The 13169-nt window shown below is 48.1% G+C and carries 8 protein-coding genes and 1 tRNA gene; 4 read left to right on the top strand and 5 right to left on the bottom strand.

Translation table 11 applies throughout. The features are described from left to right. Positions 1-159: 159 nt before the first annotated feature. The 4 genes from ACO0LH_RS06745 to ACO0LH_RS06730 form a co-directional block, all read right to left on the bottom strand. Positions 160-906, bottom strand: a complete 747-nt coding sequence (locus tag ACO0LH_RS06745; protein ID WP_422940262.1) for a substrate-binding periplasmic protein — start codon at positions 904-906, stop codon at positions 160-162. A 199-nt stretch (positions 907-1105) separates the two neighbouring features. After that, positions 1106-1582, bottom strand: coding sequence for a hypothetical protein (locus ACO0LH_RS06740; protein WP_422940261.1), 477 nt, complete (start codon positions 1580-1582; stop codon positions 1106-1108). A 146-nt stretch (positions 1583-1728) separates the two neighbouring features. Continuing rightward, positions 1729-4515 (bottom strand): M16 family metallopeptidase, encoded by a 2787-nt coding sequence (locus tag ACO0LH_RS06735; protein ID WP_422940260.1) that lies wholly within the window; start codon positions 4513-4515, stop codon positions 1729-1731. A 262-nt stretch (positions 4516-4777) separates the two neighbouring features. Next, positions 4778-4854, bottom strand: a tRNA-Arg gene (locus ACO0LH_RS06730). A 250-nt stretch (positions 4855-5104) separates the two neighbouring features. Here ACO0LH_RS06730 and ACO0LH_RS06725 point away from each other — a divergent pair. Continuing rightward, complete coding sequence (locus ACO0LH_RS06725) at positions 5105-5674, top strand: c-type cytochrome (protein WP_422940259.1); 570 nt, start codon at positions 5105-5107, stop codon at positions 5672-5674. A gap of 224 nt (positions 5675-5898) precedes the next feature. On the opposite strand, the gene ACO0LH_RS06720 is transcribed toward ACO0LH_RS06725, so the two are convergent. After that, entirely contained in the window at positions 5899-6369 is a 471-nt protein-coding gene (locus ACO0LH_RS06720; RefSeq protein WP_422940258.1) for a hypothetical protein, read from the bottom strand. Between the two features lie 726 nt (positions 6370-7095). Here ACO0LH_RS06720 and ACO0LH_RS06715 point away from each other — a divergent pair. The 3 genes from ACO0LH_RS06715 to ACO0LH_RS06705 all read left to right on the top strand — a co-directional run bounded on the left by ACO0LH_RS06715 (position 7096) and on the right by ACO0LH_RS06705 (position 13073). Next, positions 7096-10119: a TonB-dependent receptor gene (locus ACO0LH_RS06715; protein ID WP_422940257.1), complete on the top strand. Its 3024-nt coding sequence runs from the start codon at positions 7096-7098 to the stop codon at positions 10117-10119. Positions 10120-10911: 792 nt separating this feature from the next. Continuing rightward, positions 10912-12657, top strand: coding sequence for a methyl-accepting chemotaxis protein (locus ACO0LH_RS06710; protein WP_422940256.1), 1746 nt, complete (start codon positions 10912-10914; stop codon positions 12655-12657). Positions 12658-12734: 77 nt separating this feature from the next. Then, positions 12735-13073 (top strand): energy transducer TonB, encoded by a 339-nt coding sequence (locus ACO0LH_RS06705; protein WP_422940255.1) that lies wholly within the window; start codon positions 12735-12737, stop codon positions 13071-13073. The last annotated feature ends 96 nt before the right edge of the window (positions 13074-13169 follow it).

Here is a 13169-nt window from a genome sequence, read left to right as displayed (position 1 = left end):
AGTGGTAAGTATGCATTTAACTGTGCGCAAGATGCTTTTCAGCATAGCGCGCTTGCGCAATTATACTGTGTAAATGTACAGCGCTATGATTTGCTGGGCTTGAGGGGGGAGAATCGCAGGCGATGATTTGTCTTGACGAGGCTGGATAGGATGAGGAGCTTATTTTTGTGGTGGAGTGTTAAATTGCGATGCCTGTAATTGCTGAAAATAACTGCCTTCTATTTTTTTCATATTCAGTTTTTCCAAAAATACGTTCATGGCTTTTTGCAGTCTCAAACCTTGTTCATTTTTTTGAAAGCAGATATGCAGGGAAAAATTGGTCAGTTCCTTGTTATGAAAGACGATATTCTCCCTGGCGTTTTTCAGGCTTGGTTCAGTAATCAGCAACTGGCGTAATACATCTTTGCCTATGACGATGACATCGACACGATTAGCCATCAATTTGCGCAGATTACTGATATCAGAAGGCGCGCTATCGGTTTTGATCGCGCCTTTTTTCACCAGCTCATCAAATTCTTCACCATTCGCATAATCCTGCACCACGCCTATTTTTACCGTACCCAGGTCGGCAAAAGTTTTCCAGTCAAAGTGTTTGTCTTTGAGATGGGCAAAACCCACGATGCTATTGCCCAGCGAGGCTGAAAAGTAACAGGTCTTTTCTCTTTCCTTCAGATAGAAGGCGGGGAAATAACCCGCATAATCCGGGTCATTCAAGCCTATCTGTACGGCGCGGCTCCAGGGGGTATAACTGATTTGTGTTTCCAGCCCGGCCTGCACCGCAGCAGCTTTGACGATGGCTGAAGTCAGGCCTTCGTCAGGCAGGTGTGAGCCAACATAAGGCGCCCATTCCAGCGAGGCCAGATGCAGCACGGACTTGTTCGCAGCCAGCGCAGGCAGCGAAAGCATGCATCCGAAGATGACAGAAAGACAGCGATGGCGACAGGCTATCATGGTGACCCAGCGATGTGAGTGAGTCACCAGTTTAGCGTAACTTTCAAGCGTCTTTTCGCGTGCTTTCAGTTATGAGACAGTTGCTAACATAGTTGTTAAGCTTTAATTATCTTTCTGTTGCATCGCCGCATATGATGCTTTGAAAAATAAGAGTTTATCTGCTGCGGCTAAGGCGTTCATTTCCGCCAGCAGCAATTTCCTCAAATGCTGTATCGAGTTGGGCAAAGACATCCCAGCGGCTTTTACCAAGTTGTTGGGCAATTGCATCGATTATTTTCAATTCCAATGCTTCTTCGCGTTTGCCTTTCCATAACTTATCAGCCAGAGCAATAGATAATTCTTCAAAGCGTAAATCGTTTTGATGCCATGCCGCATGGCTGACACAACATCTGGCAATTTCATTTTGTACGCCATGTGCCAGCAATAATGTTTCACCGGCAGGTTCGTGTAATGAGCCAGGCGCGTCCAGTTCCTGTGGATGGAGAATTTTCCCCGCGTCATGTATTGCAACACCCAATTCGAGTAATTGCGCATCGAATAGTATTCCTAATCCTTCATAACAAGTTATCAAGGAATCTGCGGCTTCGCCAACCAATTGGACATGAGTGAGCAGGCGTTTGCCTGCACCCAATTGCTCCAGTAATAGATAGGCATCCTTACGTGTCTTCAGCATGTGGAATTTTTATGAAAAAACACTTGCCACGGAACAGAAAATTTCCGTGGCAAGTAGAGATTAGGCCTGATGAATGGTGGCCGTCGTTGTTTGAAGATTATGGCTTACTTGAAATCACCAGCAAACACGCGCACCAGTTTTTCATAGCCCAGATGCCTGTTCATCGCATCTTTGACCTGGGCTGCAGTCAATGCCTGGATTTTCTTTTCCAGATCTGCCTGGAACTGCATATTGCGACCGTAGTAAAGATTGCTGGCCAGCGTCATCGCCAGGTAATTATCCTGGCTGCGATCAAGTTGTGCCTGCTGGATGAAGCTTTTCTTGCCGTCTTCCAGTTCGGCAGGCAGGAATCCCTCCTTCAATACCCGTGCAATTTCTTCACTGATGCCGGTTTCCAGTTTTGCACGATTTTGTGGTGCATAGATGGCATAAACTGCAAAAGAGCCTGTTTCATCGATGGGGGAGGCATTGAATCCTGAACCGCCGCCGTAACTGACGCCGTCTTTTTGTCGTATGCGATTCAATATGCGTGAATTAGCGCTGCCACCCAGCAAGTAGTTACCCAGTACCAGCGCGGGGTAGTCGGGATGTTTGACACCTACCGGCACCTGCATGTTGGCGTAGAAAAAGGCATTTGCCTTGTCGGGCGTGATGAGCTGTTTTTCTTCCGGTTTGGTGACGCTGTAAGGTTTTGCCAGGCGACTGAAGTTCTGTGGTGCTTTCCAGTTTCCGAAGGCGCTTTCCAGTAGTGTCTTGACGCTTGCTGCATCAAATTCGCCGACGACGGACAACTGTCCCTGATTCGCCTGGTTGGCACCATAGTATCCTTGCCAGAAGGTTTTCAGGTCTGACAGTTTGATGGCTTTTAATTGCGCGATTTGTTCGTCTATGCTGCGATGGTAACGCGGATCACCTTCTGGCCAGGTGTTCAGGGCTTTTTTAGCGGCATCGACAGCAATGGCCTGTGGTTCTTTGCGGGACTCTTCTAACTGGGCGAGCTGTGAATTCACCAGTTGCGTATATTCAGCTTCGGAAAATGCTGGCTGGCGCAGTGCGTCTTTGACCAGTTCCAGTACCCGCGGCAAATTGTCGCGCACGGTTTCGAGGTTGATGCTGACGGAGGAAGGGCCGCCATTAATATTCAGCTTGGCCTTGAGCTTGTCCAGTTCTTCGGTAAATTGCTGATGGTTGAGTTTTTCCGTACCACGGCCCAGCATGGCACCAACCAGTTCATTGATACCAGATTTGTTTTTGAGGTTTTTCTCATCGCCAAAATTAAGCAGCATCGATAAAACGACGGTATTGCCACGTGTAGTCTTGGGCAAAAGGGCGTATTTCAAGCCATTGCTCAGTGCGCCAGTTTGTGTGCGTTTATCGATATTTTCGGAAGACGCATCAAAATTCTCGGCCTGTGCCATTGCAGTACCAGGTTTGAATTGCTTGATCTGTTCATCGACGGCCACCTTGGCCGGTGCTGGTGCGCGTTCCGGTTTGTCAGTAGGGATAAAACTGCCGACCGTGCTATTGCTGCTTTTTAGCCAGGTCGTTGCTACGCGTTGCACATCCTCAAGCTTAAGTGCCTTGACGCGGTCGCGGAACAGGAAAAACAGACGCCAGTCACCGGTCGCAATGTTTTCGGACAGGGAGACAGAAAATTTTTCCGGGTCGTTAAATACCTGGGCGATATCCGAATCCAGCTTGGCCTTGGCACGTGCGAGTTCTGCCTCGGTCACCGGTGATTTGCTGAAGCCTTCTATGGTGTCGAGCAAAATCTTTTTGGCTTCCTGTACATTTTGTTCGGTGCGCAGATTCGCGCCCAGCAACAGAAAGCCCGGTTCTTCCAGATTGGCTGCCCATGGGAAGACATCAGTGGCTTTTTTGCTTTCGACCAGGGCTTTGTGTAAACGACCATTTGGCGTATCACCCAGGATCAGGGCCAGCGCTTCTGTGGCTGCGTAATCCGGGTGGGCTGCCGGTACGGTGTGGTACAGGGCAACGACGGCTTGCGAATCGCCGACGCGGCGCACGGTGACTTCGCGTTCCCCATCCTGGGCAGGGTCTAATGTATACGTTGTTTCTATGACCCGTTTTGGTTTGGGTATTTTGCCGAACTGGCTGACAATGATTTGCAAAGCCTGTTTGGGATCAAAAGCGCCGGCAACGATGAGGGTGGCATTGTCTGGCTGGTAGTATTTGCGCCAGAAGGCTTGCAGATGCGGAATGCTGACGTTTTCGACATCCGTACGCGCGCCTATGGTGCTCTTGCCATAGTTATGCCATTGATGGGCGCTGGCCATCACTCTCTGTATGAGCACGCTCATGCCGGAATTTTCGTTCTTTTCCATCTCATTGCGAACCACAGAAAATTCGGTCTTCAGGTCGTCACCAGAAATACGCGAGTTGACCATGCGGTCGGCTTCCATCGACAGCGCCCAGGCCAGGGTTTCGGGCTTGGCGGCAAAGGTTTCATAGTAGTTAGTGCGATCCAGCCAGGTTGTGCCGTTGAATTGCACGCCACGCTGCGACATTTCTTCCCACAGCCGTGGATGGGCTTTGCTACCTTTGAACATCAGGTGTTCGAGCAAATGCGCCATGCCGGTTTCACCATAGCTCTCATGACGCGAGCCAACCCGATAGGTAATATTGACCGTCGTTGTTGGTTTGCTGGCATCTGGTACCAGTAATACGCGCATGCCATTGCTGCTCAGTTGATATTCGTCGATACCTTCCACCGTACGCACAAATTGCAAGCCTGCCGGCAGGGCGGCTTTAGCGCTGCCGGCGGTGTCAGCAGGTGCGGCGATTGCAGCAACTGGCATGCCAGTCATGGCCGTCAGTGCCAGTGCGATGGATAAACTCAAGGTGGAGAGCTGCAAGCGGGGTGATTTCATGAAGCAACCTTTATATGAAATGAAGGAGATAAATGGTAGATGTTGAGCGCTATCCGTATTAATAAGTGCATGGCGACGCTGTGTAGCGAAACTGTGAGTAATAAACGGCGACACACTGCTTTAAAGCTTTGTCAGTCAGGGCAGGAACGCGCAGTCGCCAGTTGCAAACTTATTAATTGCAAACAGAGCAAATATATTAGCAGAGCTGGCAGGCGCGGCAAACGATTTGCAAATATTTTATGTGGGAAATTGCGGGGAAATTTGGTGCGCCAGACACGAATCGAACGTGCGACCCCAGCCTTCGGAGGGCTGTACTCTATCCAACTGAGCTACTGGCGCTTTAGGGAGTGTTACAAGTGATGCAAGCGCCACATTCTAACCTAATTTGGCCTGCGCCTCGCGCATCAAACCAAGGAATTTGTCGCTAATACAGAGAGATTTTCTCGATTCTTGGGCAAGTCCGCCTGCTTTTCATTCCAAACAGGGCGCTTTCACACTATAATCCCAAGCTTTGGCAGTTGTACTGATCAGGCGGCTGCCCGCAGGTTTAACAATTTTCTGTACCTAATTTATTTGCAATGAGGAAACCATGAGCGACGCGCACGACGAACACGAATCAGCGATCAAGACCCCAAAACAACTTATCGTTGCCATTCTCGCCGGATTCCTGGTCCCTATTATTGCTATTGTCTTGTTGGTACAGTTTGTATCGAACGACAAAAAAGTGGGTGCCGGCTCTTCTGCACTGACACCAGAAGCAATTGCAGCACGTATCAGCCCGGTTGCGGATCAGGGTTTTACGCTGAAGGATGCGAATGCTCCTAAAGTCTTGCAGACTGGTGAGGCAGTATATAAATCCATCTGTATGGGTTGCCATGATACCGGTGCTGCCGGTTCACCAAAATTTGGTGACGCTGCTGCCTGGGGCCCACGCATTGCCCAGGGTTACGATAAGGTAGTCGCCAACGCCATTGGTGGCGTGCGCGGTATGCCTGCCAAAGGCGGCAATCCGGATCTGGATGATGTAGAAGTTGCCCGTGCAGTTGTGTATATGGCCAATGCTGGCGGTGCCAAATTCAAAGAACCTGAAGTAAAAGCGGCACCTGTCGCGGCCGCTGCTGCATCTGCATCTGCATCTGCCGAGGCTTCAGCCAAATAATATTAGCCTGGTATTTACCGGCTTGTATTAATTTGTATTCATGATTCGCCTCACTAAAAAGCCAGTCTCAGACTGGCTTTTTCTTTTTTTACTATGGACTTTGCTAGCCTGGCTATCTCGGAGCATGGCAAGTCGGAGGCCCGTTCTTGGGTTCAGGTTGGCCTGGTCCGGGTTGCCCAAGACTCATGCGGATACTTTCCAGACAAGTTGTGGGACCAGTGCCATCAGTGCCAGCGATTCAGACTTTGCTGGTGTTGCTTAAGCTTCTGTGAAGATCCGTATATTGTCATTTGGCTTTGGTAGCATCTTGATACCAGTAATGAACATTTTCTTGTCACTGCCGTATAAATTGGCGCGCCTTTGTCTCCAGACCCTTGTTGCTCTGGTATCGGGTGAGCTGCCAGATTGGACGCATTGCAGCGTACCGTGGGCTCACCCAGCGATTGCCAGGACAGCAATGCTTGCAAGGTTTTTCCTAAGCTTTGCACTGCTTCACAAATCGCCTTGTTCGCACTCATCCCCATTTTATCAATGAGTTCTGATGTTTTTAATGGCAGCAGCAGGTCAATATTGATTTTTAACCAGAATCTATAAAGGATTTGCCAGCAAATGCCACTGATAAGTTTTGTCTCATTAAAGATACAAAAAGGGTTATGAGGGAAAAATATATAAGCCATCTTTTCATGAATATTCACCGACAAAATCCATAATAATCAGGCATTAAAATTGTCAGACAAACATGCTTGGATTTTCGTGTAACAGTCTTTTGCTAAAAAAATTAAAAAATCTCACGAATTTTTAAGCCTCTAAACGCCTTCACTGGCAATAAAATTTTGTGACGCACTCACTAGGGTGAATTAAATCGAAGATTGTTGCTTCGCGTTATAAGTTTAAAAAATCTTCTCTGGTTCTTTCAAACAAAACCGTGCCTTGTTGCAAATGTTTCTTTCCGTTTCTTTGTAGTCAAAATGGCACTTGGTATCGCGTTAAATCAACCTTGACACCCCCTTGTCTCCAATGGTTCCATGCAACATAAGTATTTTTTGACAGAAAAATTTACATTTACCCTGGGGTGGCTTGATTGAATTTACTTCACGTTGAGTAGACGGTAAAAAGAATAATTCTCTGTCGGAAATATTTGTGAAATTCATATGCATTTGCAAAAATATACGAAAGTATATGTCGCTCAGAAATGGTTGCTTTAAAAGAAATCAATGCTGAGAATCATATAGTTTCAAAGTTTTTACAGGCAGAAAAAGGAAAGTTGCACGAAATTGTAAATTTGGGACAAAGTTTCGTGCTGCGTTTTGTTGATAAGATACTTAGGAAATCACATGAGAAAAAATAGTCTAGTATTTAAAAGGACGCTAGTTGCACGCGCTTTAGTGCTTGCGTTTGGCGCTGGGGTAATGACGGTTGGCATGAATTCTGTTGTCATGGCGCAATCAAATACCACCGGTACGATTTCCGGTAAGGTAGCGGTCAAGGCTGGAACGACCATTTCTGTTCAAGGCGTGGATAATGGTGTGAAACGTGTTATTACACCGGACGCGAATGGTCAGTTCCAACTGAGTTCCATGCCAATTGGTAACTACCGTCTCTCCCTGCTTGAAGGCACCAATGTTGTTGCCACGCAAGATCTGGAAGTCCGTATCGGTCAAGACAGTGCAGCGACTTTTGGTACTCAGGTTGTGCAAATTACACAACGTGCCAAGGCTATCGATGTCAAGAGCTCTAACTCTGGCTCTTCCTTCACAGCAAAAGAACTGGCTGTAATTCCTATCGCTCCTGCGGTTGCGAACATTGTTCAGCTGGCTGGTGGTACTACCCGTGGTGATTCCCGTTTCGGCAATAACGCAGCCAGCTTTGGTGGTTCAAGCGCGGCAGAAAATGCAGCCTACATCAATGGTTTCCCAGTAACCAGCAGCCTGTATCAGGTTGGTTATTCTTCCCTGCCTTTCGGTTCTATCGCTGAAGCCCAGGTTATTACCGGTGGTTACGGTGCTGAGTTTGGTCGTTCTACTGGTGGTGTCGTAAATATCACCACCAAGAGCGGTACAAATAACTGGGAAGTAGGCGCTGGCTTTACTTATGCACCAAACAGCCTGCGTGCCACAGCCAAAGATATTTTGTATCCCAATACTGGCGCTGCACGTAATGCAGGGACAGATGGCAAGATATACAACTACAAATCTGGCGATAGCGTAGATGAAAAAGTCTACAACGTGTCGATTGGCGGCCCTATCATCAAAGACAAGCTGTTCATGTACTTTGCTGCTGAATCTACGCAAAAAGATACGCAAACAGCACGTCTGGCGGCTTCCAATACGACCAATAACAAACTGGGCTGGCTGGAACAACATTCCGAAGTGCCACGTTATCTGGGTAAATTGGACTGGAACATCACTGATGACCACCATCTGGAATACACCCGCATTGGCGATGAATCCAAAGTTGAAGACAGATACTACGGCTTTGATTATGCGACTAAACAACGCGGCTATACACAATACGGTGGCGCTACATTCAAGAACTATGCTTCCGGTTTGTTAGGCTTTAACGCCAACGGCGCAGCCTTGCAAGCACCACAGGGTGCCAACATTGATATCCTGAAGTACACGGGCTATCTGACAGACAACCTGACCGTACTGGCGCTGGTTGGCCAATCCAAAGTTGACCATACACAGAGTCCGTTTGGTTACATCGCAGGCGTAAAACCATTCAGTGCTGCGGATGCAAACCGTGTTCCTGGCGTGAACTATAACGTTTCTGATCCTCAGACATTTGCAGGCAGCTTGCTGCGTGACGGTGCCAACGATACCAATAAAGGCTATCGTTTTGATCTGGAATACAAAGCCGCCAAGGATCATACAATCCGTGCTGGTCTGGATTACAACAAGATCAATTCTGTCGCTGGTAGCCAGGCTGCCGGTGGTGGTACATGGACTTACCTGCGTGCTACAGATCCAAATGCCGTCTTGTCCGGTCATTTGATCTCTCCGGCAGCTGGTGGCGGTTACGGTACACAAGGCTACTATGTTGACTTGAACCTGCAATCTGTTGGTTCCACACCATCCGTCAAACAGTCAGCACTGTATATCGAAGACCGTTATCAAGTGACTAAAGACGTCCTGGTCACTGTAGGTCTGCGTAGCGAAAGCTTCTCTAACCAAAACGAAGTCGGCACGACTTTCGTTGAGCAAAAAAATCAGATCGCCCCTCGTCTGGCAGCAGCATGGGACGTGAATGGTGATGGTTCCCTGAAAGTCTTTGGTACAGCTGGTCGTTACCACTTGCCATTGCCAACCAACCTGGCCGTTCGTTTTGCAGGTGCTTCCCTGAATACGGATCAGTTCTACACCTACACAGGTGTCGATCCTAAGACAGGCGCTCCTCTGGGTCTGAACAAGATCAGTAATGTGGTCTCTGCCAACTCTGAATTTGGTCAGCCAAAAGTTGCCAATGAATTGGCGTCCACCAACCTGAAGGCTCATTATCAGGATGAGTTGAACATCGGCTTTGAAAAAGCGCTGTCAGCAGAATTCAATGGTGGTGTGAAATTTACTTATCGTAAATTGAAAAACACGATCGATGATTACTCTGATACACGTGCAATCCTGAAAAAACTGAGCGCTGCTGATGTAGCGACTTACAATGCAGCTGGCCTGGGCTGGAATGGTGCCTTGTTCAATCCTGGTCAGGATGCCACGTTCGTCTTCCCATTGGGTAACGGTCAACAACGTGTGGTTTCCATTACTGCCGCAGAAATGGGCTTCCAGGAAGGTCCGAAGCGTGAATACACAGCTTTGGAATTCATGCTGGAACACCCAATGCGTAACAGCTGGTATGGTAAGTTCAACTACACCTGGTCACGCAGCGAAGGTAATCAGGAAGGTCTGACCAAGTCTGACAATGCACAGTCTGACGTTGGTAACAGCTCTCTGTGGGATTTCCCAGAAACAATGATCAACAGCAGCGGCTTGTTGCCGAATGATCGTACACACCAATTCAAGGCTTATGGTTTGTATGAAATCAATTCAGAGTTCGCAGTTGGTGGTAACGTATTGTTGGCCTCTGGTCGTCCAAAATCCTTCACATGCAACATCCCGTCTGCACTGGATCAAGAAGGCCTGGGCTTGAATCAATATGGTTCCATCTTCTATCTGTGCCCAGCCGGTATTCCAAATGGTCGTGGCGCTGCTGGCCGTTTGCCATGGGACACACGTCTGGATCTGAACTTCATGTACAAACCAAGTCTGATCAAAGGTTTGTTGCTGAAGATGGACATCCTGAACGTATTTAACCGTCAAGTCGTTCAATCTATCGACGAAGGTTACAACGTCAGGTTGGCAGGCGATGCGATCAGCCCAACAGCTGGTCAGGAATTGTCTTACACTGCTCCACGTACTATCCGCCTGTCAGTGCAATACAATCATAAGTTCTGATTTGTTGTTACTGAAATTTAGCTAGGCCATCGTCTTAGTTAAGAAGAAAGCCCCCGCAAGTTTTACTTGTGGGGGCTTTTGCTTATCCCTGACCGGGTAGCTAATAACTTTCTATCTTCCGGTCGTAAAGCGGCAGATTGAAATGCCATCTCTTATCGTTCGGTGTTGACTAGTATTGAGAAATTCGAATCAATCACTTTAAAAATTAAATGATTCATTTTGTGAGGCGACACGAACATTCAACGTGGGAACGCATTGATTAAACGGTTTTCTGAAATCGCAATTGCAAAATATGTTGAAATGGAGCGACCTGAAAAGCCTTATGCCTATTTACCAAGATGAATTGCCAAAGCTAAAACACAAACGGAATTTGAAGACTCTGTAGCCAGTCTTTCGCGAATCATATTCCGTCACCGACAGGGTTCGCCATCAATAGTTAGTTGCATAAAATTTGAGCAAATCAAAAAGTGCCCAGGACAGGAAAATGTTTTCTTTCCGTATTGATAAAAATGCAGGGCTGCATTCTGTTGAACACTGTAAAAACCCCTTGCTACTGAGCAAAATTCGAGTATATTTCTAACCTTATTCACTGTTTTTCCATAATTTCCGTTTCCGTTGTCTAAATAAAAGCGCGTTTCATTATGCTTTTTTTTTGGGCAGATGAAGCTTGGCTGACACAGTCACAGAAAATGTGATCGGAAAATAAAAAAATAGCAGACAGATGTCAGAATTGCAGTCGAGTTTTAACAATATCCAACCTTCATCAACCCTTTTTTCAAACCAGTCAAGCAAATGAATTTATCAAAAATGACAGTAAGTAAACGTCTGGGGCTGGGATTTGCTCTGGTTTTAACACTCTTGATTGCCGTGACCGTGGTTGGCATTTCCAGAATGTCGCAGATTCAGGGGCGTCTGGAAAAAATCGTGAACGTCAGCAATGCTGAAACCCGTCTGGCGCTGGACATGCGCGCGATTGTATATGACCGCATGGTATCGCTGCGCAACCTGACGCTGTTGAACGATGCGGCCGACATGGAACCAGAACTGGCAAAGATCACCGACCAGTCCAAAAAATATGCGGCTGCTGATGAGAAGCTCAGCAAAATGGCGAATGAAGAAGGCAATGTCACTCCTGAAAAGAAAGCCTTGCTGACCAAGCTGAAAGAAGCAGAAACAGCGGCGGCACCCTTGCCAGCCAAAGCGCAGGAACTGGGTCTGGCCAACAATGCTGAGACAGCAACCATCACCCTGATCAAGAAACTGCGCCCGGTTCAGAAAAAATGGCTGGATGCGCTCGATGAACTGGTCACACTCGAAGACAAGCTCAATACCCAGACCGCTGAAGAAGCCAGTTCTGCCTTTAAAGCTGCTACGACGCTGATGCTGGTGCTGGGTGGCCTGGCACTCGTTGCCGGTATCAGCGCTGCTCTGTATATCAGTCGCAGCCTGCTGAAGCAATTGGGTGGTGAACCTGATTATGCCGCCACTATTGCGGGGCAAATTGCGGCCGGTGATCTGACTGCACCCATCAATTTGAAGTCGGGCGACGATACCAGTTTGCTGTTTGAAATGAAAAACATGCGTGACAGTCTGGTCAATATCGTTGCCCAGGTACGTAATGGTACAGACACGATTGCCACGGCTTCCAGTGAAATCGCCAGCGGCAATCTGGACCTTTCTTCTCGCACTGAGCAGCAGGCCAGTTCCCTGGAGAAAACCACGTCGTCCATGAAAGAATTGACGACCACGGTTAAACAGAATGCCGATAATGCACGTGAAGCGAACCAACTGGCAGCTTCCGCATCTGAAGTCGCCCGCCAGGGTGGTGTTGTGGTTGCACAAGTGGTTGATACCATGGGTTCCATTAATGAATCATCGAAGAAAATTGTCGACATTATCAGTGTCATTGATGGCATCGCCTTCCAGACCAATATCCTGGCGTTGAATGCAGCGGTAGAGGCTGCACGTGCGGGTGAGCAGGGCCGTGGTTTCGCCGTAGTGGCAGCAGAGGTGCGTAACCTCGCACAGCGTAGTGCGGCGGCTGCCAAAGAAATCAAAACCCTGATTGGTACTTCAGTAGAAAAAGTCGAAATCGGTACCAAGCTGGTCGGCCAGGCCGGTGTCACGATTGATCAGGTTGTGTCCAGCGTCAAGCATGTGACCGACATCATTGCCGAGATCAGCGCAGCCAGCCAGGAACAAAGCGTTGGTATTGAGCATGTCAATCATGCCATCATTGAGATGGACAGCATGACCCAGCAAAATGCTGCTCTGGTAGAAGAAGCTGCGGCTGCTGCACAAAGTTTGCAGGATCAGGCTTCAGAACTGGCGAAAGTGGTCAGCGTCTTTAAATTGCATATCGGTGAACGTGCCCAGCAACTGGCTGCCCCAACACCGGCACCAGTACGCCGCGTCGAGCCAGTGGTGGCATTGAAACCTAAGGCCAGAAGCAATCAGGTAAAATCTTTGCCAGCGTCTAAAACCATGCCAAAGAAAGCCGCAGCCGCAAGCAACAAGGATGAGTGGGAAGAGTTCTGAAGCCAGCTGGCCTCAGACTCCGCTTGAAATCTGTACAAAATTTTTTATACTGTATAAAAATGAATAAAAAGATCTCTATGAAACCTCAAATTGCAATCCTTATCTCTTCCCTGCTGTTGAGCTTGAGTGCCATGGCGGCGGATACTGCGCCTGTCATGGACAGCAAATCTTGCGAACCGCCGAAATACCCAAAGGCGGCGTTGATGAATGAAGAAACCGGCACCGTATCCATGGGTTTCCTGGTCGGTGCTGATGGCAAGGTAGTGGAATCCAAAGTTGAAAAATCCAGCGGTTCCAAAAGCCTGGACAAGGCGGCATTGGGTGCGTTGAGCCAGTGCAAATTCAAGCCAGGCACCAAGGACGGCAAGCCCGATCAATTGTGGGCAAAAGTAGATTTTGTCTGGAAGCTCGAATAAGGCATCGTATGAAAATTGCCGTTTGCTGTTTTTAAGGGGCGCGTCGATTATTCATTTGCAGGCAGCCATAACAAAAAGGGAACACCGCGGTGTTCC

It is taken from the genome of Undibacterium sp. TJN19 (genome assembly GCF_049339485.1).
In the GTDB taxonomy this organism is placed as follows: Bacteria; Pseudomonadota; Gammaproteobacteria; order Burkholderiales; family Burkholderiaceae_D; genus Undibacterium.
The sequence above is the reverse complement of the archived record's forward strand: the minus strand, read 5'-3'. Positions and strand labels throughout refer to the sequence as shown.

Bases quoted from the DNA above. Each gene is read 5' to 3' on its own strand.
- ACO0LH_RS06735 (WP_422940260.1), bottom strand. From the start codon at position 4,515: ATGAAATCACCCCGCTTGCAGCTCTCCACCTTGAGTTTATCCATCGCA.
- ACO0LH_RS06705 (WP_422940255.1), top strand. From the start codon at position 12,735: ATGAAACCTCAAATTGCAATCCTTATCTCTTCCCTGCTGTTGAGCTTG.
- ACO0LH_RS06710 (WP_422940256.1), top strand. From the start codon at position 10,912: ATGAATTTATCAAAAATGACAGTAAGTAAACGTCTGGGGCTGGGATTT.
- ACO0LH_RS06725 (WP_422940259.1), top strand. From the start codon at position 5,105: ATGAGCGACGCGCACGACGAACACGAATCAGCGATCAAGACCCCAAAA.
- ACO0LH_RS06745 (WP_422940262.1), bottom strand. From the start codon at position 906: ATGCTTTCGCTGCCTGCGCTGGCTGCGAACAAGTCCGTGCTGCATCTG.
- ACO0LH_RS06715 (WP_422940257.1), top strand. From the start codon at position 7,096: ATGAATTCTGTTGTCATGGCGCAATCAAATACCACCGGTACGATTTCC.